This is a genomic window from Salinisphaera shabanensis E1L3A (assembly GCF_000215955.2).
In the GTDB taxonomy this organism is placed as follows: domain Bacteria; phylum Pseudomonadota; class Gammaproteobacteria; order Nevskiales; family Salinisphaeraceae; genus Salinisphaera; species Salinisphaera shabanensis.
Genome location: NZ_AFNV02000018.1, coordinates 22891 through 46368, shown reverse-complemented (window position 1 = coordinate 46368; position 23478 = coordinate 22891). Strand labels below are relative to the sequence as shown.

At 60.2% G+C, this 23478-nt stretch carries 23 protein-coding genes and 2 tRNA genes; 22 read left to right on the top strand and 3 right to left on the bottom strand.

Going from position 1 to position 23478, the window contains the following annotated elements; translation table 11 throughout:
• The first annotated feature begins 16 nt into the window (after positions 1 to 16).
• The 18 genes from galU (at position 17) to SSPSH_RS12045 (ending at position 18382) form a co-directional block, all read left to right on the top strand.
• Positions 17 to 922 carry a UTP--glucose-1-phosphate uridylyltransferase GalU gene (gene galU, locus SSPSH_RS12130; RefSeq protein ID WP_006914674.1) on the top strand — a complete coding sequence of 302 codons (906 nt, stop codon included), beginning with the start codon at positions 17 to 19 and terminating at the stop codon, positions 920 to 922.
• 140 nt (positions 923 to 1062) lie between these two features.
• Positions 1063 to 3960 (top strand): 2-oxoglutarate dehydrogenase E1 component, encoded by a 2898-nt coding sequence (locus SSPSH_RS12125; protein ID WP_006914673.1) that lies wholly within the window; start codon positions 1063 to 1065, stop codon positions 3958 to 3960.
• Positions 3961 to 4024: 64 nt separating this feature from the next.
• Complete coding sequence (gene odhB, locus SSPSH_RS12120; RefSeq protein ID WP_006914672.1) at positions 4025 to 5359, top strand: 2-oxoglutarate dehydrogenase complex dihydrolipoyllysine-residue succinyltransferase; 1335 nt, start codon at positions 4025 to 4027, stop codon at positions 5357 to 5359.
• A gap of 41 nt (positions 5360 to 5400) precedes the next feature.
• Positions 5401 to 6837: a dihydrolipoyl dehydrogenase gene (gene lpdA / locus SSPSH_RS12115; protein WP_006914671.1), complete on the top strand. Its 1437-nt coding sequence runs from the start codon at positions 5401 to 5403 to the stop codon at positions 6835 to 6837.
• A gap of 7 nt (positions 6838 to 6844) precedes the next feature.
• Positions 6845 to 8821, top strand: coding sequence for a potassium transporter Kup (locus SSPSH_RS12110; protein ID WP_006914670.1), 1977 nt, complete (start codon positions 6845 to 6847; stop codon positions 8819 to 8821).
• A gap of 99 nt (positions 8822 to 8920) precedes the next feature.
• Entirely contained in the window at positions 8921 to 9670 is a 750-nt protein-coding gene (locus SSPSH_RS12105; protein ID WP_006914669.1) for a YebC/PmpR family DNA-binding transcriptional regulator, read from the top strand.
• Positions 9671 to 9677: 7 nt separating this feature from the next.
• Entirely contained in the window at positions 9678 to 10190 is a 513-nt protein-coding gene (ruvC, locus tag SSPSH_RS12100; protein ID WP_006914668.1) for a crossover junction endodeoxyribonuclease RuvC, read from the top strand.
• Entirely contained in the window at positions 10187 to 10810 is a 624-nt protein-coding gene (gene ruvA, locus SSPSH_RS12095) for a Holliday junction branch migration protein RuvA (protein ID WP_006914667.1), read from the top strand. The genes ruvC and ruvA overlap by 4 nt, the downstream gene beginning before the upstream one ends.
• Before the next feature lies 1 nt (position 10811).
• A complete protein-coding gene (gene ruvB / locus SSPSH_RS12090; RefSeq protein WP_006914666.1) occupies positions 10812 to 11867 on the top strand; it encodes a Holliday junction branch migration DNA helicase RuvB in 1056 nt (351 codons plus the stop codon).
• Positions 11860 to 12276, top strand: a complete 417-nt coding sequence (gene ybgC / locus SSPSH_RS12085; RefSeq protein ID WP_006914665.1) for a tol-pal system-associated acyl-CoA thioesterase — start codon at positions 11860 to 11862, stop codon at positions 12274 to 12276. Before ruvB ends, ybgC begins: the two co-directional genes overlap by 8 nt.
• The gene (gene tolQ / locus SSPSH_RS12080; protein WP_006914664.1) at positions 12273 to 13028 is read left to right on the top strand and encodes a protein TolQ; all 756 of its coding nucleotides are present in this window, start codon (positions 12273 to 12275) and stop codon (positions 13026 to 13028) included. Before ybgC ends, tolQ begins: the two co-directional genes overlap by 4 nt.
• 29 nt (positions 13029 to 13057) lie before the next feature.
• Positions 13058 to 13495: a protein TolR gene (gene tolR / locus SSPSH_RS12075; protein ID WP_006914663.1), complete on the top strand. Its 438-nt coding sequence runs from the start codon at positions 13058 to 13060 to the stop codon at positions 13493 to 13495.
• A 2-nt stretch (positions 13496 to 13497) separates the two neighbouring features.
• The gene (tolA, locus tag SSPSH_RS18010; protein WP_006914662.1) at positions 13498 to 14601 is read left to right on the top strand and encodes a cell envelope integrity protein TolA; all 1104 of its coding nucleotides are present in this window, start codon (positions 13498 to 13500) and stop codon (positions 14599 to 14601) included.
• Positions 14598 to 15908 (top strand): Tol-Pal system beta propeller repeat protein TolB, encoded by a 1311-nt coding sequence (tolB, locus tag SSPSH_RS12065; protein WP_006914661.1) that lies wholly within the window; start codon positions 14598 to 14600, stop codon positions 15906 to 15908. The genes tolA and tolB overlap by 4 nt, the downstream gene beginning before the upstream one ends.
• 74 nt (positions 15909 to 15982) lie before the next feature.
• Positions 15983 to 16564, top strand: coding sequence for a peptidoglycan-associated lipoprotein Pal (gene pal, locus SSPSH_RS12060; RefSeq protein WP_006914660.1), 582 nt, complete (start codon positions 15983 to 15985; stop codon positions 16562 to 16564).
• Positions 16565 to 16574: 10 nt separating this feature from the next.
• Positions 16575 to 17330 (top strand): tol-pal system protein YbgF, encoded by a 756-nt coding sequence (ybgF, locus tag SSPSH_RS12055; RefSeq protein ID WP_006914962.1) that lies wholly within the window; start codon positions 16575 to 16577, stop codon positions 17328 to 17330.
• 239 nt (positions 17331 to 17569) lie between these two features.
• Positions 17570 to 18262, top strand: coding sequence for a 7-cyano-7-deazaguanine synthase QueC (gene queC / locus SSPSH_RS12050; protein WP_006914658.1), 693 nt, complete (start codon positions 17570 to 17572; stop codon positions 18260 to 18262).
• A gap of 44 nt (positions 18263 to 18306) precedes the next feature.
• Positions 18307 to 18382 (top strand) — tRNA-Lys (locus tag SSPSH_RS12045).
• Between the two features lie 124 nt (positions 18383 to 18506).
• On the opposite strand, the gene gloA is transcribed toward SSPSH_RS12045, so the two are convergent.
• Positions 18507 to 19019: a lactoylglutathione lyase gene (gloA, locus tag SSPSH_RS12040; protein WP_006914657.1), complete on the bottom strand. Its 513-nt coding sequence runs from the start codon at positions 19017 to 19019 to the stop codon at positions 18507 to 18509.
• 83 nt (positions 19020 to 19102) lie between these two features.
• Between gloA and SSPSH_RS12035 the strand changes: the two genes are divergently transcribed.
• The 4 genes from SSPSH_RS12035 to SSPSH_RS12020 all read left to right on the top strand — a co-directional run bounded on the left by SSPSH_RS12035 (position 19103) and on the right by SSPSH_RS12020 (position 22132).
• Positions 19103 to 19537 carry a hotdog fold thioesterase gene (locus tag SSPSH_RS12035; protein ID WP_021031751.1) on the top strand — a complete coding sequence of 145 codons (435 nt, stop codon included), beginning with the start codon at positions 19103 to 19105 and terminating at the stop codon, positions 19535 to 19537.
• Between the two features lie 107 nt (positions 19538 to 19644).
• The gene (locus tag SSPSH_RS12030; RefSeq protein WP_006914655.1) at positions 19645 to 21291 is read left to right on the top strand and encodes an acetolactate synthase large subunit; all 1647 of its coding nucleotides are present in this window, start codon (positions 19645 to 19647) and stop codon (positions 21289 to 21291) included.
• 205 nt (positions 21292 to 21496) lie between these two features.
• Positions 21497 to 21583, top strand: a tRNA-Leu gene (locus SSPSH_RS12025).
• 39 nt (positions 21584 to 21622) lie between these two features.
• Entirely contained in the window at positions 21623 to 22132 is a 510-nt protein-coding gene (locus SSPSH_RS12020) for a DUF302 domain-containing protein (protein WP_006914654.1), read from the top strand.
• A gap of 21 nt (positions 22133 to 22153) precedes the next feature.
• Here SSPSH_RS12020 and SSPSH_RS12015 read toward each other — a convergent pair whose 3' ends face one another.
• Positions 22154 to 22741, bottom strand: coding sequence for a DUF3280 domain-containing protein (locus SSPSH_RS12015; protein WP_021031750.1), 588 nt, complete (start codon positions 22739 to 22741; stop codon positions 22154 to 22156).
• Positions 22742 to 22782: 41 nt separating this feature from the next.
• On the bottom strand, positions 22783 to 23472 hold the full coding sequence (locus SSPSH_RS12010; RefSeq protein ID WP_040608082.1) for a hypothetical protein: 690 nt from the start codon (positions 23470 to 23472) through the stop codon (positions 22783 to 22785).
• Positions 23473 to 23478: the final 6 nt, after the last annotated feature.

Genomic DNA, 23478 nt, shown 5'->3' with positions numbered 1-23478 from the left:
AGCCAAAGGATCGACTATGCGTATTCGTAAGGCGGTGTTCCCGGTCGCAGGACTGGGCACACGTTTTTTGCCGGCGACCAAGGCCAGTGCCAAGGAAATTCTGCCGGTGGTAGACAAGCCGCTGATCCAGTATGCGGTCAAGGAAGCGATTGCCGCCGGCGCCGAGGAAATGGTGTTCATCACCAGCCATACCAAGAACTCGATCATGGATCATTTCGATCGTGACTATGAGTTGGAGGCGACGCTCGAAGCCAAGGGCAAGGAAGAATTGCTCAAAGCCGTCAAGGACGTGCTACCGCCTGGAATCAGCTGTGTCTATATCCGCCAGCCCGAACAGATGGGCCTGGGCCACGCGATCAATTGCGCGCTGCCCGCCGTGGGCGACCAGGATTTCGCCGTGATTCTCGCCGACGATCTGATTGCAGGCTCTTTTCAGCCCTGCATGGCGCAGATGCAGCGCGTCTACCAGGAATACGGCACGAGCGTACTCGCAGTGCAGCGCGTACCGTGGGAAGAAACCTACAAATACGGCATCGTGGAAGTCGAGCCGATCGGTCCCGGGCTATCGGAAATTCGCGGCATCGTCGAAAAGCCGGATCCGGACAAGGCACCGTCGAATCTCGCAGTGGTCGGGCGTTACATTCTCACCCCGCGCATATTCCGGTTGCTGGACAAGACCCAACCGGGGGCCGGCGGTGAGATTCAGCTGACCGATGCTATCGAGGCCTTGATGGGCGAGCAGACTGTGCTGGCCTATGAATTCGAGGGCACGCGCTATGATTGCGGCAGCAAATTCGGGTATCTCAAGGCCAACGTCGAAATGGGGTTGCAGCACCACGAGATCGGCGACGAGTTCCGCAGCTACCTGAAGAACCTTACGGCAGGTTGGGACGATGACAACGACACGAGCCGCACCGACTGAAATCGGCCCGTGTTGGGTCACGGGCAACGGTACGGTTTGTTATCATACGTTGCCATCACGGCGTCCGCCGGCAGGCGTCGTTGCGGCACGGTTTGAACGAGACGATCCCGGCGTCTCGACACGGCCATGGGCCTTACTCTATGAAAAGCGAACTTAACGACAAGTTCATCGAAAATTCCCCGCTATTCGGCGGCAATGCAGCATACGTCGAGTCCTACTACGAGCAATACCTGAAGGATCCGGACTCAGTCGAGCCCAGCTGGCGCGACTATTTCAAGAGTCTCAACGGCGATGGCGCGGAAGACGTCGCGCACGGCCCGATTCGGGATTCCTTCGTCGATACCCAGGCTTCGGCCGGCCAGGGCGCTCGCCCGCGAGCCAGCATGTCGCAACGCGCGGCTCAGAAGCAGGCGGGCGTTCTGCGACTGATCAACTATTACCGCATGCGCGGTCACCAGGCGGCCGATCTCGACCCCCTCGGTCTGTATCAGCCGCCGACCGTTCCCGACCTCGATCCGGCTTTCCATGGCTTGGGCGAGGCGGATATGGGCACGGTGTTCAATACCGGCTCGCTGTTTACCGAAGCCGACGAACTGCCGCTGCGCGATATCATCGATATCTGTAAGCGCGTGTACACGGGCACGATCGGCACCGAGTACATGTATATCACCGACACGCGCCAGAAACGGTGGATTCAGCGTCGGCTTGAAGCCAGTGTCGACAAGCCGCGCCTGAACGAAAAAGAAAAGCGCGAAGTGCTGCGCCAGCTCACCGCGGCTGAAGGCATCGAGCGCTACCTGCATACCAAATACGTCGGCCAGAAGCGCTTCTCGCTGGAAGGCGCGGACAGCATGATTCCGGCGCTCGACGAAGTCGTGCGTTCGGCCGCTCGCAGTCATGTCGACGAGATCGTCATCGGCATGGCTCATCGCGGCCGCTTGAACGTGCTGGTCAACATTCTTGGCAAGTCGCCGAAAGAGTTGTTTGCCGAATTCGAGGGCGACTACGACCTCGACGACCTTGAAATGTCGGGCGACGTGAAGTATCACCTCGGCTTTTCGACCGATATCGAGATCGAGGACGAACGCGTCCATCTCGTGCTGGCTTTCAATCCGTCGCATCTGGAAGCCGTCAACCCAGTCGTCCAGGGCTCGGTCAAGGCGCGCCAGGAGCGCCGCCATGACGACGACGGCGACACGATTTTGCCGGTGCTCATCCATGGCGATGCATCGTTCGCCGGTCAGGGCATCGTCATGGAAACGCTGCAGCTGTCGCAGGCCGAGGGTTATGCGACAGGGGGCACGGTGCACCTGGTGGTGAACAACCAGCTCGGCTTCACGATGCAGAACCCGATCACCGCGAAGCTCGGCGAGTTTTCGCGTACGTCGCAGTACTGCACCGACATCGCAAAAATGCTCGAAGCGCCGGTCTTCCACGTCAACGGGGACGACCCCGAAGCCGTAGTTTTCGTCACCCGTCTGGCGATGGACTATCGAGAGACGTTCGGCAAGGACGTCATCATCGACATGATCTGTTATCGCCGTCACGGCCATAACGAGGCCGATGAGCCGGCGGTGACCCAGCCGATGATGTACCAGAAGGTCAAACAGATGGAGACCACCCGCCTGCTGTATGCGGGCAAGCTGGAATCGGAAGGCCTGATCGACGGCGAAGAAGCACAGAAGCTGGCCGACGCATATCGCGACGGCCTCGACGAAGGCAAGAATATCTCGCGCACCACGCTGGGCCTGGTTGGTAACGAACATACGGTCGATTGGGCCCGTTATAGCCGCCAACGCTGGTCGGACGTAGTCGACACGTCGGTGCCCGTGGAAACGCTGCAGCGTCTGGCATCACGCTTGCACGATTTGCCCGACAGCTTCGAGCTGCATAAGCGCGCTCAGCGCATCATCGACGATCGCGGCAAAATGGCCGCGGGCGCTTCGCGTATCGATTGGGGCTTCGCCGAGCATATGGCGTATGCGAGCCTGCTCGACGATGGCTTCAACGTGCGTCTCTCCGGTCAGGACTCGGGCCGCGGTACGTTCTTTCACCGCCATTCGGTTCTTTACAACCAGAAGGATGGCCAGAAGTTCATTCCGTTGAAGCACGTTGGGCGTGACAGTGCCGTGTTTACCGTCAACGACACGTTGCTCTCCGAGGCCGGCGTGCTCGGTTTCGAGTACGGTTACTCAACCGCGGACCCGTCGACGCTTACGATCTGGGAAGCCCAGTTCGGCGACTTCGTCAACGGTGCCCAAGTCATCATCGATCAGTTCATTTCGAGCGGTCAGGCCAAGTGGGGCCGCCTCTGCGGGCTGGTCATGTTCTTGCCACACGGCTACGAGGGCCAGGGCCCCGAGCATTCGTCGGCCCGGCTCGAGCGGTTTTTGCAGCTCTGCGCCGAGCGCCACATGATCGTGTGCGTGCCGTCCACGCCGGCACAATGGTTCCACCTGCTGCGCCAGCAGATGGTGCGGGACCTGCGTATGCCGCTGGTCGTGCTCACGCCGAAGAGCCTGTTGCGCCACCGCCTGTCGACCTCGACGCTGGAAGATCTCGCCGACGGCCAGTTCAACTTCATCATCGACGAGCCCGACAGCATCGATGACGATGCCATCGAGCGTGTGGTGTTCTGTAGCGGCAAGGTGTACTACGACCTCTATCAGGCGCGCGAAGAGCGCGAACTCGATAACGTCGCGCTCGTGCGTATCGAACAGCTCTATCCGTTCCCGGCGAACGACTACGCGGCGGTGCTGGATCGCTACAAGAACGCTGAGGAAGTGGTGTGGTGCCAGGAAGAGCCGGAAAACCAGGGCGCCTGGTATCAGATCAAGCACCGCTTGCAGGTACCCCTGGCCGAGCGTCATGAACTGCTTTATGCCACGCGCCCGGGTGCGGCGACCACGGCGGTCGGCTATCACAAGCTGCACGTCAAACAGCAGGAGGCAGTGGTCGAAGCCGGTCTTACCGGCGGCGAGCGCCTGGTCGACAAGGGTAAGGCGCAAACGCGCAAGTCCCGGTCCAAGAAGAAGTGATTTCGGCCGCGCGCTAGTACGCGGACTCACGCCAACGAACTCGACAAGTTAGGAAACGACAAGCATGGCCACAGAAGTCAAAGTCCCGGAGCTTCCGGAATCCGTCAGCGAAGCCACCGTGGGTGAATGGCAGAAAAACAAGGGCGACAAGGTCGGCCGCGACGAGAATCTCGTCGACCTCGAGACCGATAAAGTCGTTCTTGAGGTGCCATCCACATCCGCCGGCGTGCTCGCCGAAATCAAGGTTTCAGCCGGCGACACGGTCAAGGCAGGCGACGTGCTTGCTATCGTCGAGGAAGGCGATGGCGCGGGCGCCGGTGATGATGGCGGAGACGGCGACGCCGACGATGATCAGAAAGCCGCCGATAGCGCCGACGAAAAGGACGCCAGCGAGGACAAGGATCAATCGTCCGATGACGACCAATCGGAAAAATCGGACGATGGCGACGACGAAGCCGTCGCCAGCCCGGCGGCCAAAAAGTTGATGGATGAGAATGACGTTGCCGCGCGCAATGTCGAAGGTACCGGCAAGGATGGCCGTATTACCAAGGCGGACGTCCAGAAAGCCATCGACGCCAAGAGCAGTTCGAAAGCCGACAAGAGCGAAGAAAAATCTTCGCCGCGCGGCGACTCGGAGCGCGAAGAGCAGGCGGTGTCTGAACAGGCCGATCGCCAGGCTTTGGCGGATGCGCCGAACGAGCGTACCGAACAGCGCGTGCCGATGACCCGGATCCGTCAGCGCATCGCCGAACGCCTGCTGGATGCCAGCCAGAACACCGCCATGCTTACGACCTTTAACGAGGTCGACATGCAAGCGGTCATGGCTCTGCGCAACCAGTACAAGGACAAGTTCGAGAAGGATCACGAAGTTCGTCTTGGCTTCATGTCGTTCTTCGTCAAGGCCGCGGTAGAGGCGCTCAAGCGTTTCCCGATCGTGAATGCCTCGATCGATGAAGGCGACATCGTCTATCACGGCTTCTACGACATCGGCGTAGCCGTATCCTCGCCGCGCGGCCTGCTCGTGCCGGTACTGCGCGATGCCGACCAGCAATCGTATGCCCAGATCGAATCGACGATTCGCGATCTCGGCAAGCGTGCACAGGAAGGCAAGGTCACCATGGACGAGATGAGTGGCGGCACCTTCACGATCACCAATGGCGGTGTGTTCGGTTCGCTGCTGTCGACGCCAATCATCAACCCGCCGCAGGCCGCGATTCTCGGCATGCACGCGACCAACGAAAAGCCGGTGGTCGTTGACGGCGAGATCGTCATCCGCCCGGTGATGCAGCTCGCGCTGTCCTACGATCATCGTTTGATCGACGGCCGCGACGCGGTGCTGTTCCTGCGTACGATCAAGGAACTCATCGAGGATCCGGCCCGGCTGTTGCTGCAGGTTTAGGCCCGCACTCGTAGCCGCTACACGTTATTGCAAGGAAAAGCATGAGCAAGGAATTTGATGTCGTCGTTATCGGCGCAGGTCCGGCCGGCTATGTGGCTGCCATTCGCGCAGCCCAGCTGGGTATGGACGTGGCCTGTATCGACAAATGGTTGGATCTCAACGACAAGCCGTCGTTGGGTGGTACCTGTCTGAACGCAGGTTGTATCCCCTCGAAGGCGCTGCTGGAGTCGAGCGAGCTCTATGATCGCGCGAACAACGAGTTCGGCGATCACGGCATCAAGGCGAGCAAGGTCGAGCTCGATCTTGCTCAGATGCAAAAGCGCAAGGCCGGTGTCGTATCGCAGTTGACCGGGGGTATCTCCAGTCTGTTCAAGGCCAACGGTGTCAAATCGTTTGCTGGAAGCGGGCAGGTCGTGGATTCCGGTGAGGTTCTGTTCGTCGGGCACGACGGCAAGGAAGACACCTTCACCGCGAAGAACATCATCATCGCCGCCGGTTCCGAGCCGGTTGAACTCGATATCGCGCCGTTCGACGGGGAACGCATCGTCGATTCCTGGGGCGCACTCGAGTTCGACGAGGTGCCGAAAAAGCTGGGTGTGATCGGCGCCGGCTATATCGGCGTGGAACTCGGTAGTGTCTGGTCGCGTCTGGGCAGTGATGTAACGCTGCTGGAAGCGGTCGATGAATTCATGCCGATCGCTGATCGGGATGTGGCCAAAGAAGGGCTGAAGTCGTTTAAAAAACAGGGCCTGGATATTCAGCTGGGCGCACGAGTAACCGAGGCCAAGGCAACCAAGAAGGGCGTCGAGGTCAAGTACACCCAGGGCGATGAGTCGCATAACGTGACTTTCGACCGTCTCATCGTTGCGGTGGGCCGGCGTCCACACACGAAAGACCTGTGTGCGAAAGGCGCGCGTGTGGAACTCGATGACAAGGGCTTTGTCGACGTCAACGACAATTTCCGTACCAGCCTGCCGGGGGTCTATGCCGTCGGCGATGTCATCGGCAACCCGATGCTTGCCCACAAGGGCATGGAAGAGGGTGTCGCGGTCGCCGAGATCCTCGCCGGTCAGAAGCCACATCTGAACTATGACGTGATTCCCTCGGTGGTTTATACGCACCCCGAGATGGCCTGGGTCGGCAAGAGCGAAGCACAGGTGAAATCGGCGGGCACGGAATATCGTGTGGGTCAGGTGCCGTTCGCAGCCAACGGCCGTGCAAAAGCGCTCGGCCAGCAAGGCGGCTTCATCAAGATGATCGCAGATGCGGAAACGGACGAAATTCTCGGCGTGCACATGATCGGGCCTTACGTGTCCGAGCTCGTCCAGGAAATGGTCGTTGCGATGGAGTACAAGGCCTCCAGCGAGGATATCGCACGCATCATTCATGGCCACCCGACGCTTGGCGAAACGGTTCACGAAACCGCGCTCGCCGTCGATGGTCGGCCGATTCACTTCCCGCCGAAGCGCAAGAAGTAATCGTTGAATGGCCGGCGAGGAAGAAGACCGCTCGTTAGCAAAAGGTAGCAAGAACGGCGCGGACGAGCGGACTGACCCCTCGGCAGACGACGGTCAGCACAACGGCGGCAACGATGACAATGGCAAAAGCCATCAGTCGTTGCCGTTCCTATGCCTTGCCGCCCTCGGCATCGTATATGGCGATATCGGCACAAGCCCGATTTATGCCTTGCGTGAAGCATTCTATTCGCATGACGGCATTTCCGTTGTGCCGGCCAATATTTTCGGCGTACTGTCGCTGCTGTTCTGGTCGTTGATCATCGTGATCTCGATCAAGTACCTGGCCGTGGTGATGCGCGCGAGCAACAACGGCGAGGGCGGCATTATCGCCCTCGTCGCCTTGCTCAATCCCTGGAAGACCGAAAAGAAAAGCCGCCGTTACATTCTGATGTTGCTGGGCTTGTTCGGCGCAGCGCTTTTGTACGGTGACGGCACGATTACGCCCGCCATTTCGGTATTGAGCGCAATCGAAGGGCTCGAAGTCGCCACCCCGGCATTCAAGCCGTATATCGTGCCGATAACGATCGCGATTCTCATCGGTCTGTTCCTGATCCAGAAACGCGGCACGGCGGCGGTGGGATCGCTGTTCGGCCCCGTCATGATGGTCTGGTTCGTCGTGCTGGGTTTGCTCGGCATTAACGGCATCATTCATCACCCGTCGGTTTTTGCGGCCATCAACCCGACGTACGCGATCAGCTTCTTCGCGGACAACGGTCTCGCCGGATTTCTGGTGCTGGGCACGGTCTTTTTGGTGGTAACCGGCGGCGAGGCGTTATACGCGGATATGGGCCACTTCGGTCTCGCACCTATTCGCCTGGCGTGGTTTTTCCTCGTGCTGCCGGCATTGCTACTGAACTATTTCGGCCAGGGCGCGATGATGCTGGAAAACGCGGACATCACGCAGCCGTTTTATCAGATGGCGCCGGATTGGGCGCTTTATCCTGTGGTGGGCCTGGCCACGCTGGCGACCGTGATCGCATCGCAGGCAGTGATTTCCGGGGTGTTCTCGCTGACCCGACAAGCCGTACAACTCGGCCAACTACCGCGCCTGAATATCGTTCAGACATCACACGAATCGTACGGGCAGGTTTATATCCCGTTCATGAACTGGATTCTGATGTTTGCAACCATCGGCCTGGTCCTGGGGTTTCGTTCGTCGAGTAATCTCGCCGCAGCCTATGGCGTAGCCGTCTCCATGGATATGGTGATCACGACCATTCTGGCGTTCTTCGTCGCTTATCGTTGGGGCTGGTTCCCGCGCACCGCCGGTGCCATCGCCGTGGCCCTTCTTATCGTCGATCTCGCGTTTCTCGGCGCGAATATGTTCAAGGTGCCGGATGGCGGCTGGTATCCGCTGCTCGTGGCCGGTGTGATCTTTTTCATCATGGGTACCTGGCGGCGCGGACGCGAGCTTGTCGGTCGCCAGCTGCAGAGTGATACGGAACCGCTCGACGAGTTCATCGAATCACTCGACCAACTGCCGATGCGTATCGACGGCACGGCCGTCTTCATGACCGAGGCGACGAGCAAGACGCCGCCGATGTTACTGCATCATCTGCGCCATAACCGCGTTCTGCATGAGCAGGTGATTCTGCTCACCGTCAACACGCTCGATGTGCCGCGTGTTCCCGCAGCCGACCGTCTCAAGATCGATGATCTCGGCCACGGTGTCTATCGCGTGCAGGTGTACTACGGTTTCATGCAGGCGAGCAATGTGCCGGTCGCACTGCGTTTTGCGGGTGAATTCGGTCTTGAGGTGGATCTCGACCAGACCACGGTCTATGTGGGCCGAGAGTCGCTCATACCCACCAGCGAAGTGCCGGGCATGATGGTCTGGCGCGAGCATATGTTCGCCTTCATGGCGCTCAACGCCACGCGCGCGACCTCTTATTATCGAATCCCGCCCGAGCGTGTGGTCGAGTTGGGTATCCAGATCGAGATCTGATCAGTGCGGCGTGCGAAAGCGCGCCGTGTAGTAACACGCCGGCTGCGTTCTGCGGCTGGTAGAATCCCCGAACGGTTTGCAGCGCAACGAAGAGGCTTTATGGCAGGCCATAGTAAATGGGCGAATATTCAGCACCGCAAGAACGCCCAGGACAAAAAGCGCGGTAAGGTCTTTACCAAGATCATTCGTGAAATCACGGTCGCAGCCCGTATGGGTGGCGGCGATCCGAACGATAATCCGCGACTGCGGCTGGCCTGGGACAAGGCGTTGGCTGCCAACATGCCCAAGGACAATATCGAACGGGCCGTCAAACGCGGCACGGGCGACGGTCAGGCTGACAACTACGAAGAAATTCGTTACGAGGGCTACGGCCCCAACGGCGTGGCGATCATGGTCGACTGCATGACCGACAACAAGAACCGTACGGTCTCCGAGGTGCGCTATACGTTCAATCGCAATGGCGGCAATTTGGGCGCCGATGGCTCGGTAGCTTATCTGTTCGATCGCAAGGGCGTATTGACCTACGGCCCGGATAACGACGACGAAGACGTGCTTGCCCCGGCGCTCGATGCGGGCGCGGAGGATCTCGTCGAGTACGAAGACGGTTCCTTCGATGTACTGACCGCGCCGGACGACTACAACACGGTGAAGGCGGCGGTCGAAGCAGCCGGGTTTGCGCCGGATGCGGGCGATGTCACCATGCGTCCTGCCACCACGGTCGAACTGCAGGGCGAAGACGCCCAAAGCTGCCTCAAGCTGCTCGATGCGCTCGAAGATCTCGATGACGTACAGAACGTCTATAGCAACGTCGAGCTCGACGAAGAAACCCTGTCCGGCGCGCCGGCCTGACGGCGGCATGGCACGTATTCTGGGTATCGATCCGGGCTCCACGGTGACAGGCTTTGCCGTGGTCGAGGCAGGCGCGCTGCCGCGCTCGATCATCATCGACTGTATCCGTTTGCCGCGCGCCGCGTTTGCGGTGCGCCTCGGCCTGATCTTCGAACGCTTGAGCGAAATCATCGAGCAATATCGGCCGGATGAAATGGCCATCGAAGACGTGTTCGTTTCCCGCAATGCGTCGAGCGCTCTCAAACTCGGACAAGCTCGGGGAGCGGCGATCTGTGCCGGCGCGGCCAAAGGCCTGCCCGTATCCGAATATACGCCGACTCAGATCAAACAGGCGATCGTGGGTCGCGGTCATGCAGACAAGACCCAGATCCAGCATATGGTTCGCATGTTGCTGGGCGTAACGACGCCGCTGCAAGCCGATGCCGCAGATGCGGCCGGCGTTGCGGTATGCCATATCCACCATAGCCGCAGTGCAGCTCGCATGAAGATCGCTGCCAGCACAACGGGCCGCCGAGCATGATTGGACAACTACGCGGACGCATCATCGAAAAGCAGCCGCCCCGTCTGGTTATCGACGTGGGCGGTGTCGGTTACGAGGTCGAAGCGCCGCTATCGACATTTTTCGCGCTCGGCGAAGGCCGGCGGCCCGGCGACAACGCAAGTCATGGCGAAGTAACACTGCTGACCCAGATGGTAGTGCGCGAAGATGCGATGCTGCTATACGGCTTTGCCACCGCCGAAGAGCGCAGCCTGTTTCGCGAGCTGATCAAGGTGTCTGGCGTCGGTGCGAAGCTGGCACTGACCATACTGTCGGGCATGAGCGTCGCCGATTTCGTGGCTACGATCGAAGCCGACGATGCGGCACGGCTCACCGGCCTGCCCGGCGTCGGCAAGAAGACCGCAGCCCGACTGCTGGTGGAAATGCGCGACAAACTCTCGGGCAGCGCGCTTGCACCGGCGCTGGCGCCGGCATCTGAAAATAACGCACCAGCCAATGATGCACAGGCGGTGGCACGTCAGGCGTTGACCTCGCTCGGCTACAAACCCGCGGAATCGGATCGACTGCTCAAGGGCATCGACGCCGAAGGCCTGGATAGCGAAGCGCTCATTCGAGAAGCGCTGCGCCGGGCAGTGCGCTGATATGGAAGAGCCCGAACGCCTGATCGGTGCGAGCGCCCAGGGCGACGAGGTGCGCTTCGACCGCGCGCTGCGCCCACGCGGATTGGCCGAATATATCGGTCAGGCCAGCGTGCGTGAGCAGATGGAGATTTTCGTCAGCGCAGCCCGCGCCCGCGGCGAAGCGCTCGATCATGTCCTGATCTTCGGCCCGCCCGGGCTGGGCAAGACCACGCTCGCCCACGTGATCGCCAACGAAATGCAGGTCGGATTTCGCCAGACCTCCGGTCCGGTGCTGGAAAGGCCGGGCGATCTGGCCGCGCTGTTGACCAATCTCGAGCCCAACGACGTGCTGTTCATCGATGAAATTCATCGGCTGTCGCCGGTCGTCGAAGAAGTGCTTTATCCGGCGCTCGAGGATTATCAGATCGATATCGTGATCGGCGAAGGCCCGGCCGCACGCTCGATCAAACTTGATCTGCCGCCGTTTACGTTGGTGGGCGCGACCACGCGTGCCGGCGCGCTGACATCACCACTGCGCGACCGCTTCGGCATCGCGCAACGATTGGAGTTCTACTCGCACACGGACCTCGCCAGTATCGTCGAGCGTTCAGCGGCAATCCTCGAAGTATCGATCGACGATTCCGGGGCAGCGGAAATCGCACGGCGTGCACGCGGTACCCCCCGCGTGGCCAACCGACTGCTGCGTCGGGTACGCGACTACGCCGAAGTGCGCGCGGACGGGCGCATCAGCCACGCGGTCGCGCGTCAGGCGATGGACATGCTCAAAGTCGACGATAACGGCTTCGATATTATGGATCGCAAGCTGCTCGGCGCTCTTATCGAAAAATTCGACGGTGGGCCGGTAGGCGTGGAAAGCCTGGCTGCTGCGATCGGCGAAGCACGCGAGACCATCGAGGACGTCATCGAACCCTATCTCATTCAACAAGGTTTCATGATGCGCACGCCGCGCGGTCGTCTGGCGACCCAGGCCAGTTATCGCCATTTCGGTCTGCCGCAGCCGGCCCCACGCGCGCCAGCTGCCGCAGACCTGTTCACCGATCCGCCAACCGATGTCTGAAACGGGCACCACTCAAGAAGAGACGACCTATCGCGTGCGTGTGTTCTACGAAGACACGGATGCCAGCGGCGTCGTTTATCACGCCAACTATCTGAAGTATCTGGAACGCGCGCGCACCTGTTGGCTCGAGGCTCACGGGCACAGTCATACCGCCCTCGCAGAGCAGTTCGGTATCGTGTTCACGCTGGCGGATGCCAATCTGCAGTTCAAGGCACCGGCCCGACTGGACGACGAGATCGAGGTCGTAACCCGCGTAGCGGAACGGCGTCGTGCACGCATCATTTTCGAGCAGACCATTCATTGTAAAAATAGTCTGCTTATTCAGGCACGATTCACTGTGGCGTGTGTCAGAATCCACGATTTCCGGCCCTGCGCAGTGCCGGAATTTTTGCAAAAGGAGATGCAATGAACGTTGCGACGGACATGTCCCTGTGGGGACTGGTCATGCAGGCAAGCCTGCTCGTCAAACTCGTCATGTTGGCGTTGTTGTTGGCATCCGTTGCCTCCTGGATCGTCATCTTCAGCAAACGACGTCTGCTCAGCCAGACTCAGAACGACATGGAGTGGTTTGAAGACCGCTTTTGGTCAGGCGGGAACCTCAAGGACATCTACGCCGAGACCCAGGCTCAGGCCGATACCAGTCGCGGCATGCCGTCGCTGTTCAAGAATGGCTATGACGAACTGCGCCGGCAACGCAACGCCGGCCATGCCACGCCGCAGGAGATCGTGCCGTCGGTACAGCGGGCCATGCGCGTGGCGCTTTCGCGTGAGCTGGAGCGTCTCGAACGCGGTCTGGCCATGCTGGCCACGGTAGGTTCGATCAGCCCCTACGTGGGGTTGTTCGGCACCGTTTGGGGCATCATGAGTGCGTTTATCGCCCTGGGTAACGTCAAGCAGGCCAGCCTGTCGATGGTCGCACCGGGTATTGCCGAAGCGCTCATTGCAACAGCCATGGGTCTGTTCGCGGCAATCCCCGCGGTCGTGGCCTACAACTTCTTCAGCAATAAGGTCGATTTCATCGAAAATCGCTTCCAGACGTTCATGGAAGAGATGTCCGGCATCGTCGAGCGCGGCATGAATTCGGCCACACCGACCCAGCGCGCAGCACCTGAAAAGCCACGTCCGGCGCCCGAGCCGACGCGCACCCCGCCAGAACTTTAAGCTGTCGCCTGTTTTCGGAATAACTGAATATGTCTATTCGAGGAAAACGTCGGCTGGCCAGCGAGATCAACGTCGTACCGTATATCGACGTCATGCTCGTGCTGCTGATTATCTTCATGGTGACCGCGCCGCTGCTGACAACCGGCGTCGACGTCGATCTGCCCGACGCGTCCGCGCAAGTGCTGGATACCGAAGATAACGACCCCATCGTGTTGTCGGTCACGCGTGATGGCGAGCTTTATCTCAACGTGGGCGCGAACCCCGATCAGCCGTTGGCCGGCGACGAGGTCACCGATATCGCCTCGCGTGTGATTCGTGAGCGCCCGGATGCGCCGGTTGCGGTTAAGGGCGACGGCTCCGGTAGCTACGCCAATGTCGTGCGCGGTATGGTCATGCTTCAACGTGCCGGCGCCGAACAGGTGGGTTTGTTGACCGATAACATCGACGACAGTGAGGACGACCGCTGACGATGTGGGAAAAATTCGCGGAGAACTGGCGTTCGGTCTTCCTCGCGATCGGCCTGCACGTACTGATTGCGTTAGCGCTGATCGTGGGCGTGAATTTCGTCACCGACGCAGCGTCGCGGGGTAATCACGGCCAGAAGATTGTTAACGCCTCCGTTGTGAACCCCGATTCGGTCAGTACTGATATGCCGGACCCGGTATCACCGGCGGCAGCGCCTGAATCCGAGCCCGCCGAGCCAGAGCCGGAAGAGGACAAGGCTGCGCAGAAAGCGGCGGCCGAGAAAGCAGCCGCCGAAAAAGCACAGGCCGCAAAGGAGGCGGCTGCTCAGAAAGCCGCGGATGAAAAGGCCGAAGCGGCACGTGAGGCGAAAGAAGCCGCCGCCGAAGCCGCGCGTGAAAAAGCCGAGGCACAACGCAAGGCCAAGGCTGAAGCCGAGGCCAAACGAAAAGCCGAGGCAGAGGCGGCTGAAAAAGCCAAGGCCGAAGCAGCGCGTAAAGCCAAAGCCAAGGCGGAGGCTGAGAAGAAAGCGCAAGCCGAAGCGGCAGCACAAGCCAGAGCTGAAGCACAACGCAAGGCCGAAGCGGAAGCCGCCCGCAAGAAAGCCGAGGCGGAAAAACAGGCAAAGGCCGAAGCGGCCCGCGAGGCGAAGGCTCAAGCACAGCGCGAAGCCGAGCAACGCAAAGCCGAAGCCGCGAAACAGGCGCGGGAAGAAGCGGCGCGCAAGGCGCGGGCAGAGGCTCAGCGCCGTGCGGCGGCCGAACAGGCAGCGCGGGAGGCATCGATGCGCGAAGCCATGCAACAGGAAGCCGCCGGTCGTCGGAACGCCGCGAATTCGCAGGCGCTGGGCGCGTATATTCAAGCGATCAAGGACCGCGTGGAGGCAAACTGGTTGCGCCCCCCGGGCGCGCGCAATATTTCCTGTAAAGTACGGGTAAAGCAGTTGCCCGGCGGCCAGATCACCGGTTTCCGCCTACTCGGGTCTTGTGGCAGCGCTGCGGTCGACCGCTCGGTCGAACAGGCGATTCGCAAGTCCGACCCGCTGCCGCGTGCGCCCTCCGACAGCGTCTTCTCTTCTGAAATCGAGTTCAATTTCGAGCCGGATCAATGAAAAAAACTCTCGTTAGAACCTACGCGGCCTTGACCGCGCTGATTGCGATGACAATGGCTGTGGCAACGCCTGCCCAGGCCGCGCTACAAGTGGACATCACCGACAGCTCGCAGAGCGCCATCCCGATCGCGATTGCGCCTTTCGGCAACAGCGGCGCCGCGCTACCGGTCGACGTTGCCCAAGTCGCCAGCGACGATCTCGAGTCCACCGGCCTATTCGACGTGACTGAGCGCCGCAACATGGCCGAAAAGCCAACGAATGCGAACGAAGTCAACTATCAGACCTGGCGCAGTTCGTCGGTGGATAACCTCGTGGTCGGCTCGGCGGCTGCCAACGGGCAGGGCGGTTATCGAATCACCTTCGATCTTCTAGACGTCTACCAGGGCCGTTCGATCGCCAGCTTCCAGATCAACGCCGGCCGTAACGAACTGCGCGACGCAGCCCACACCGTGGCGAACCTCATTTACGAGAAGTTCGTCGGCGAAAAAGGCTATTTCCTGTCGCGTATCGCCTACATCACGATGGCGAAGGAAAACGGCGCGCTACGCTATCGCCTGATCGTGTCGGATTACGATGGCAACAACCCGGCCACGGTATATTCGTCCCGTGACCCGATCATGTCGCCGGCCTGGTCTCCGGATGGTACGAAGCTCGCGTATGTCGCCTTCGATATCAATCGTGGACGCAGCAGCCTGCGCGTACAGGACCTCGCGTCCGGTAATATCCGCGAAATCTCTTCTCGCGAAGGTATCAACGGTGCGCCGGCCTGGTCGCCCGATGGTCGGCGCCTGGCTATGACCCTGTCCTATCGTGGCAATCCCGATATCTATAGCTATGACCTGACGACCAATCAGCTCACACAGCTAACCAACAATGGCGCGATCGACACCGAAGCGAGCTGGTCGCCGGACGGCAGCCGTATTGCTTTCACTTCCGATCGTGGTGGCAAGCCGCAGGTCTATCAGATGCGCAGCGATGGCAGCCAGGTTCAACGGCTCACGTTCGAAGGCGACAGCAACCAGCGCGCCAGCTATTCGCCGGACGGCGACCAGATCACGATGGTTCAGAAGGGCGGCAACGGTTTCCGTATTGCGGTTATGGATCTTCAGAACAATAATATCCGTATCGTAAGCGAAGGCCCGCTCGACGATGGCCCGGATTTCGCGCCGAACGGCCAAGCCATCATCTATGCCCGCCAGGGCCGCAACAACGAATTGGCCACCGTATCCACCGACGGCCAGACCCGTTCCCGTCTTTCCCAAAGCGGCGAAGTACGTGAACCGGCGTGGGGCCCGCTGGGCTACTAAGGCCATCGTTCCATCTGTTAAAGAATCGGCTCGAAACTTCAGAGCCGACCAGTCCACAAGGAGTTTGTTAGAAAATGAATAAAATGACGATGAAAATGGGGCAGCGGTTTTCGCTGATCGCACTGCTTATGGCGGCCATGCTTGTGCTGGCCGCTTGTGGCGGTAAGAAAAACCTTCGTGATGGGGACGATCTGCCCGCCGCCGGCATGGGCGGTCAAGGCGACCAGGGCATGGGCATGAACTCCGGCCGCGATATCGACGTACGCGGACTTGAAGGCATCGACCCGGCCGACCGCGCGATGTTCACGGACCCGAACAATCCGCTGTCGACGCGCATCATCTATTTCGATCTCGATCAGAGCGCCATTCCGTCGCGCTTCTCGCAGGCTATTCAGGCCCACGGTCGTTATCTGAGCCAGCACCCCAACGTGAAACTGCGTCTGGAAGGTCATACCGACGAACGCGGCACGCGTGAATACAACGTCGCTCTGGGCGAGCGTCGTGCCGAGTCCGTGCAGCAGGCGCTGCAGCTCTCGGGTGCAAATTCTGGACAGCTGTCGACGCTGTCGTTCGGTGAGGAACGCCCGGCCGAGCTCGGCTCGAACGAGTCGGCGTACTCGCAGAACCGTCGTGTCGAGTTCATCTACACCAAGTAAGTAGCGAATCATGCGTCACGCACTACCGATAGCACTCGTGACGTTTGCCGTAGCCGCGTCGGCCGGGATGACCTCCCGGCCGGCGTTGGCCGCATCGGCGGACGCCGCACAGGACCAGCCGATCATGCTCGCGCAAGCCAGCAATAACGGTGGACCGAATCTGTTTTCGTTATTCCAGGATGTTCAACGTCTGCAGTCCGAGGTTCGCGATCTCCAGGGACAGGTTGATACGCTCAAGTATCAGCTGCGCCAGAACGAGCAGGGTCAGCGCGACCTGTACGAGAACCTCGACAAACGCATGAGCGCACTCGAAAACGGCGGCGCCGGTGCGGGCAGCGGCGATGCCGCGGGCGATGCCCAGGCGGACTACGGTACGGTAAGCCAGGATCCCGAGGTCGAGAAATCCTATACGGCAGCGTTCGACAAGCTCAAATCCGGCGATTACGACGCCGCGATCGGCGCTTTCAAGGGGTTTATTCAACAGAACCCGGAAAGCAGCTACAGCGACAACGCGTGGTACTGGCTGGGCGAAGCAAATTACGTTAAGCGTAATTACGATGCGTCTCTCGAAGCATTTCAGACAGTCGTCAACCGCTTCCGTGCAAGCGACAAGGTTCCGGGATCGCTATACAAGATTGGTGTCATCCAGGACGAGCGCGGCGAGACCGATAACGCGTACGGAACCCTCAAGCGTGTTGTAGACCAGTATCCGGATAGCAATGTTGCGGAAATGGCACGCAAGCGACTACAAGGCCTGGACGGGTAGCGGGTGACTTGCTGACGCGTGCGCTCCGACGCATACACGGGTTCATGTAGGCGGCGGCTCGTATAGGGAAGAAGGCAGCTGTTGCCCACGCATTCGGGCTCTTACCGTGCGCCGGTATTCGCGGCCCGACCGTATCGGTAGGCGGCGTCTTCGTTATCTGGCGCTAACGCCACGCTTGTACCTGCGTTGCCAGACACGTTTCACACGAAGGGGAGGCGCGGAAAGCGCTGTTCTCGATCATGACCGAGCCGACACGAACACCGGCCGTCGTCCTGTTTTCAGGCGGACTCGATTCCACGACATGCCTCGCCCAAGCCAGGGCGGATGGCTACGATTGCTACGCGCTCAGCTTCGACTACGGCCAGCGCCATACAGCCGAACTGGCCGCGGCACAATCCTATGTTGCCGACCATGAATGGATCGCTGAGCATAAATGCGTACGTCTCGATTTCGATGGGATAGGTGGCTCGGCACTAACCGACCCCGATATCGCCGTACCTGAAACCCCGGCCAACGATATCCCGGCAACTTATGTACCAGCGCGTAACACGGTATTTCTTTCCGTAGCTCTGGGCTGGGCCGAAGTACTTGGCGCGCAGGCGATCTATATTGGTGTGAATGCGGTCGATTATTCCGGATACCCCGACTGCCGGCCCGAGTTTATCGAGGCATTCGAACGGCTGGCGCGGCTGGCAACCAAGGCGGCGGTTCAGGACGGAAATTTCGTCTCGGTGCAAACGCCGTTAATCGATCTCAGCAAGGCCGATATTATTCGTAAAGGGCTGTCGCTGGGCGTTGATTATGCGCGCACCGTGTCTTGCTATCAGGCCGATATGCTGGGCCGCGCCTGCGGTCGCTGCGACGCATGTCGACTCCGACGTGCAGGTTTCGAACAAGCCGGCGTAACGGATCCAACAATTTATCAATCCTAGCGCTGATTTTCCGAAACGAATCGGGTATCATGCGCGCCCAATACGGGCCGTTAGCTCAGTTGGTAGAGCAGTTGACTTTTAATCAATTGGTCGCAGGTTCGAATCCTGCACGGCCCACCAATTTAACCCGCCAACGTGCGGGTTTTTTGTTGCCTGTTCGTTGCGGCGAGATCTCACCTGGCCCGCCGTGATGCGTGGCGAAAGCCGCAGCCGCCGCGCGAAGCGGCAGCCGCGGGCAGTTGCGCTATTTTCGGCCGACGAGTTCGATCCAGTACCCGTCGGGGTCTAACACGAAAGCGATATGGCTCATGCGCCCGTCCTCGGGGCGTTTCTTGAACGCTACATCATTGGCGTCCATCCATTCGCAGGCAGCCTGTAGATCCGGCACGGTGAAACAGATATGACCGTAACCCTGCGGCTCGTCGTTGCCATTGTGGTAGCTGGCCTGCGGGTCTTTCTCCGTGCCCCAGTTGTGGGTCAGTTCGAGCACGCCTTCTCGCCCATTCACGTATTTCGCACGCGCGTCCTTGTCCTCCGGGACATCGTCGTTGCCGGTGCAGGCAAGAAAGTAAAGCGTGAATTCACCTTCCGGCATGTCGACCTTGCGCAGTAACCGCATACCGAAAACCTTGCTATAGAAGGCCAGGGATGCTTCCGGATCAACGATGCGCACCATCGTATGGTTGAACACGAATCCCTCGGTTTCGCTCGGCACATCGGTATGCACGCCGGGCGCTTCTTCGGTATTGAACGTCATTGCGTATCCTTTGGTTCGATTTGAATGCGTGGCCTGTACTACTATGCCCGAGCCAAGGGATGACATGAAACAGGAGTGTGCAGGTGTCGAAATACTGGTATGGCCCCATGGATCTGGACCGTTTAAACGCCGTCAACGATCGCGACATGATCTCGCGGCTCGGCATGGTCTATACGGACGTCACTGACGATATGATCGAAGCGCGCTTCGAGATCGACGAGCGCACACGCCAACCGTTCGGTTTGCTGCATGGTGGTATTTCTTGTGCCGTTTCGGAGTCGATGGGCAGCGTGGCCGCCAACATGTGCGTCGATCGCGATAAGTTCGTATGTGTGGGCATAGAGCTCAACGCCAGCCATCTACGTGGCGCGTCCAGTGGCTCGGTTCGTGCGCGTTGTACACCCATTCGCGTCGGGCGCAGTACACATGTCTGGCAGACCGATCTGTTCGACGAACAGGACCGACATCTTTGCGTGTCGCGGCTGACCGTGGCCGTGGTCGCTGCCGAGAATCGCTAATTGACCGAACGACAGGCCACGGCTCAGCCGCTACGGTATTTGCACGAAAGACAAAGGCCTGTCGCGACGGGCTATAGCCGAGAGCAAAAGGCCAAAAGGAAATCAGTTTGAAAGCATCCGATCTTTTCGTTCGCTGCCTCGAGGAAGAAGGCGTCGAGTATGTATTCGGCGTACCGGGTGAGGAGAACCTTGATCTGATCGAGTCGCTCAAAGGCAGCGATATCGACCTGATTGTCACGCGCCACGAACAACACGCCGCATTCATGGCGGCGACCTACGGCCGACTGACCGGCCGCGCCGGCGTGTGTCTCTCCACCCTGGGCCCGGGCGCGACCAATCTGCTGACCGGCATCGCCTATGCTCAGCTGGGGGGTATGCCGTTGTTCGCGATCACCGGCCAGAAAGCGCTGCGCGACAATCGCCAGGGCAAGTTCCAGCTCATTGATGTGGTCGATACGTTCAAACCGCTCACCAAATGGAATTATTCGGTCACGGATAGCGGCGTGATTCCTCGCTGTATTCGGCATGCGTTCAAGCTGGCAGAGAGCGAGCGTCCCGGCGCCGTGCATCTCGAGCTGCCCGAAGACATCGCCGGAGAAGAGATCGAACCCAGCGTGCCCCAGCGACGGGTGACGCTGCGCCGGCCCAATGCCGATGAACAGGCGACCGAGCAGGCGGCCGACATGATTCGTGCCGCGCGCCAGCCCATCATCATCTATTCGGCGGGGGCCAACCGCAAACGTATTACCGAACAACTGCAGGCGTTCGTAGAGGCCACGGGTCTATTCGCGATCGGCACCCAGATGGGCAAGGGCGTTTTGGCCGACGATCACCCGCAAAGCCTGTTCTGCATGGGCATTCACAAGCACGACTATGTGCACAGCGCGATCGATGAGGCAGACCTTGTCATCACGCTGGGCTATGACGTGGTCGAGTATCCACCTGCCGTATGGAACTCGGACAAGAGCAAGGATATTCTGCATATCGACTTCATGCCGGCCGATCCGGACGAGTACTACAGCCCCGCGCATGAAGTGAGTGGCGATATATCGAACACGCTCGAGAGCCTGCGTGTGGCGCTTGAGGACACGCATTTCGACGTGACCCGCTTGGCGCGCTTGCGCAGCCATGTCGACGAGCTGCTGCACAAAAGCGAGCCCGCCGACAGCTACCCGCCCACGCCCCAACGCCTCGTGCGCGAAGTTCGTGAGGTCATGGGTCGGCGCGACATCATCAGCCTCGATAACGGCATCTACAAGATCTGGTTCGCGCGCATGTATCCGGCGTTCGAGCACAACACCGTGCTACTGGATAACGCGCTGGCGAGCATGGGCGCGGGGCTGGCTGCTGCGATGGCGGCCAAGATGGTGCATACTGACCGCCGCGTTCTCGCAATATGCGGCGACGGCGGCTTCATGATGAACAGCCAGGACATGGAAACGGCTGTTCGTCTGGGGCTGGATCTGGTCGTTCTGCTAGTACGCGACGATGCCTACGGCTTCATTCGCTGGAAACAGGCAGGCGCCGGATTCGAAAATTTCGGCATGGACTTTGGCAATCCCGACTTCGTGGCCTACGCCCAGGCGTACGGCGCCTGCGGTATGCGGCTGGAAGCAGGCGACAGCCTTCACGAAGTGCTGGAACGCGCGTATCAGTACGGCGGCGTCGTGTTGGTCGATTGTCCAATCGACTACAGCGTGAACAGCGAACTCGACGGAGAGCACCACGTCGATCGCGCGGTACTCGAAGGCTGATACCGGGAGCGCGTCTGCAATACGTGCAGGCGCGCATCCTGGGACGAACGCCGTCACGCCAACTCTGCGCCGCACACATCGGCACGGATGGTGGCCTGTGCCCGGGGCGTCGTCGACGCCCTGATATGACAAGTTGCGGCTGCCTGGCGTGAAAGTGCCAACAGGGGCTGCGCGAGCGCTTGTGATCGGTTAGGATAGCCGGCGCGCCGTCGTGGTGGAATTGGTAGACACGCTAGGTTTAGGTCCTAGTAGCCGAAAGGCTGTGGGGGTTCAAGTCCCTCCGACGGCACCATCGCTCGCAGGCGGTTCAGCCCTCTGCTAGATTTGGCAGATGCTCACAGGCGATCGCCTTTTCCGCCTTGCTGTCTTGCTCGTGCTCGGGCTGGTGCTTGGTATCGCAGCGACCGGCACGATCGCGGCAGAGCGCGTGCGTTACGAGCGTATCGCACCGGCCGAGAAGGCCTTCGTGGACGTCGTGCTCGATCTCGAGCAGGCAATCGGCCAACATAATTTCGCCATCACCGCACGCAACGAAATTGGCGACGCCATCCGGCGCCGTGGCCATCCGAACTTTGCCGACGCGACCATCGTGCATTTCTGCAATCTCGAATACGCCCGTCGCGTGATCGATATCGACCCAAACTATCTTCTCTATATGCCGTGTCGAATCGCGGTATTCGAGCAGGCGCAGCGGGTGCACGTCGCCAGCCTGCTGCTGCCCCTCGACACCGGAGCCCCCGGGTTCAACACACTCGCCGAGACGATCAATCGACAGATACGCGAGATCATCGACGCGTCCACCATGCCCATCGTCGCGCCGGTGGCCAGACGAGCGCGTTAGCGGCCCCGTGCGGTCGAAAGACTAGGGCGGCGCGCTGTCTCGCTGTTCTGGTGCCTGACGGGAATGGTAGTTCGCGGGCAAGCTGTGGTTGACGAGATACAGCGCGGCGGCCCGCCACGTGCTGTGGGTATTGCCGCGCATATCGACCGATGCGCCGCCGACCGCCTCGCCGCGCTCGACATCGTAGAGCGTGGCATTGATATTGATGATGAGATTACTCACTTTCTGTACCCAACCCGTAAGCACGAGTTCCGCGCCGGCGTCTCGCCCAAGATCGATCTCGCAGCCGTTGCAGGCATAGAGATAGCGATAGCTCTGTTGTGCCTGTTCGATCTGCCCGGCAATCGGCTCGCGGGGCAAGATGTCGAACTCGTCACGTGCCGCGAGCGCGCGCTGGACAACGGCCTCGGTTCGCTTCAGGCGGGCGACGTCATCGGCCAGGGGGCCATGATTCAGCTCGCCTTGCAGGCTGGTGTCCACCATATCGAACGGCAGTACCACCAGTGTTCTGGCCTCGGCGGCGACGGCAGTACCCGTAGTCGCCGCTGCTGCAGCAAACCCAAGCGTGACCCATGCTGCCAGAGCCCAGCCAGGGCGTTTTGTCGTCATCGCGACTACCGCGCGCTGTCTGAGGCAGAGGCAGTATCTGCTTACCCGACATCTTCGTTGGCGGGCGACGGGGTGAGTGTCAGTTTGTCGAGTGATGCGACCTGGCCCTGCGCTGCCGGTGTTTCTGCGCTTATTTCAAGCACGCCGCCCGGTACGTCATCGGATAGCACAAAGGTATAACGCCGCTGGGCGGCGCCCGCCATCTTTTCGCGGTGCGTCTTTTCGCTGGCATAGGGCAGGAGCTGAATGCGTTTGACGGCCACTGTATTGCCGTCGAAGCGCGCGGTTTCCTGCGTTACCTGCGCCTTGTCCTGAAGCGCGAACTTGATCTGGCGCTGGAAGTAACGCCAGCTGCCGCCGGTACGCTGCGCAAGCGTTGATACATCGTTTTGCAGGAACATCATGATGATGGGATTGCCGCGGGCATTACCCACGTCCGGCACATAACGATGCCGGTCGCCGCTGAGAAAGTCCACAGCAACCTGCTTGCCCGCGCCATCGCCTTGTTCGATATCCAGTACGACACGGTCGTCGTAGCTTTCACCGTCGTCGGCCCGATGCGAGAACTCGTAGTCGAGCGTGGCAGGGGGCTGCAGATTCTGCAGATGGTCGGTCATGAACAGCAGCCGGTTTGCCTGCGAGAAATCGTCGTCCGGTTTTTCGCCGGACGAGGGTGCCGCAAATACGCCGGTACAGGCGACCACAAGGCTGGCAAGCAACAATCTTTTCATTGTTTT

What these genes read in the sequence shown, in the direction of transcription:
- tolQ (WP_006914664.1), top strand. Translation starts at nt 12,273, where the DNA reads ATGAACGTTGCGACGGACATGTCCCTGTGGGGACTGGTCATGCAGGCA.
- tolA (WP_006914662.1), top strand. Translation starts at nt 13,498, where the DNA reads ATGTGGGAAAAATTCGCGGAGAACTGGCGTTCGGTCTTCCTCGCGATC.
- SSPSH_RS12015 (WP_021031750.1), bottom strand. Translation starts at nt 22,741, where the DNA reads ATGACGACAAAACGCCCTGGCTGGGCTCTGGCAGCATGGGTCACGCTT.
- tolR (WP_006914663.1), top strand. Translation starts at nt 13,058, where the DNA reads ATGTCTATTCGAGGAAAACGTCGGCTGGCCAGCGAGATCAACGTCGTA.
- odhB (WP_006914672.1), top strand. Translation starts at nt 4,025, where the DNA reads ATGGCCACAGAAGTCAAAGTCCCGGAGCTTCCGGAATCCGTCAGCGAA.
- ruvA (WP_006914667.1), top strand. Translation starts at nt 10,187, where the DNA reads ATGATTGGACAACTACGCGGACGCATCATCGAAAAGCAGCCGCCCCGT.
- ybgF (WP_006914962.1), top strand. Translation starts at nt 16,575, where the DNA reads ATGCGTCACGCACTACCGATAGCACTCGTGACGTTTGCCGTAGCCGCG.
- lpdA (WP_006914671.1), top strand. Translation starts at nt 5,401, where the DNA reads ATGAGCAAGGAATTTGATGTCGTCGTTATCGGCGCAGGTCCGGCCGGC.
- SSPSH_RS12010 (WP_040608082.1), bottom strand. Translation starts at nt 23,472, where the DNA reads ATGAAAAGATTGTTGCTTGCCAGCCTTGTGGTCGCCTGTACCGGCGTA.
- ybgC (WP_006914665.1), top strand. Translation starts at nt 11,860, where the DNA reads ATGTCTGAAACGGGCACCACTCAAGAAGAGACGACCTATCGCGTGCGT.
- gloA (WP_006914657.1), bottom strand. Translation starts at nt 19,019, where the DNA reads ATGACGTTCAATACCGAAGAAGCGCCCGGCGTGCATACCGATGTGCCG.
- tolB (WP_006914661.1), top strand. Translation starts at nt 14,598, where the DNA reads ATGAAAAAAACTCTCGTTAGAACCTACGCGGCCTTGACCGCGCTGATT.
- SSPSH_RS12110 (WP_006914670.1), top strand. Translation starts at nt 6,845, where the DNA reads ATGGCCGGCGAGGAAGAAGACCGCTCGTTAGCAAAAGGTAGCAAGAAC.
- queC (WP_006914658.1), top strand. Translation starts at nt 17,570, where the DNA reads ATGACCGAGCCGACACGAACACCGGCCGTCGTCCTGTTTTCAGGCGGA.
- ruvC (WP_006914668.1), top strand. Translation starts at nt 9,678, where the DNA reads ATGGCACGTATTCTGGGTATCGATCCGGGCTCCACGGTGACAGGCTTT.
- galU (WP_006914674.1), top strand. Translation starts at nt 17, where the DNA reads ATGCGTATTCGTAAGGCGGTGTTCCCGGTCGCAGGACTGGGCACACGT.
- ruvB (WP_006914666.1), top strand. Translation starts at nt 10,812, where the DNA reads ATGGAAGAGCCCGAACGCCTGATCGGTGCGAGCGCCCAGGGCGACGAG.
- SSPSH_RS12125 (WP_006914673.1), top strand. Translation starts at nt 1,063, where the DNA reads ATGAAAAGCGAACTTAACGACAAGTTCATCGAAAATTCCCCGCTATTC.
- SSPSH_RS12105 (WP_006914669.1), top strand. Translation starts at nt 8,921, where the DNA reads ATGGCAGGCCATAGTAAATGGGCGAATATTCAGCACCGCAAGAACGCC.
- SSPSH_RS12020 (WP_006914654.1), top strand. Translation starts at nt 21,623, where the DNA reads ATGCTCACAGGCGATCGCCTTTTCCGCCTTGCTGTCTTGCTCGTGCTC.
- pal (WP_006914660.1), top strand. Translation starts at nt 15,983, where the DNA reads ATGAATAAAATGACGATGAAAATGGGGCAGCGGTTTTCGCTGATCGCA.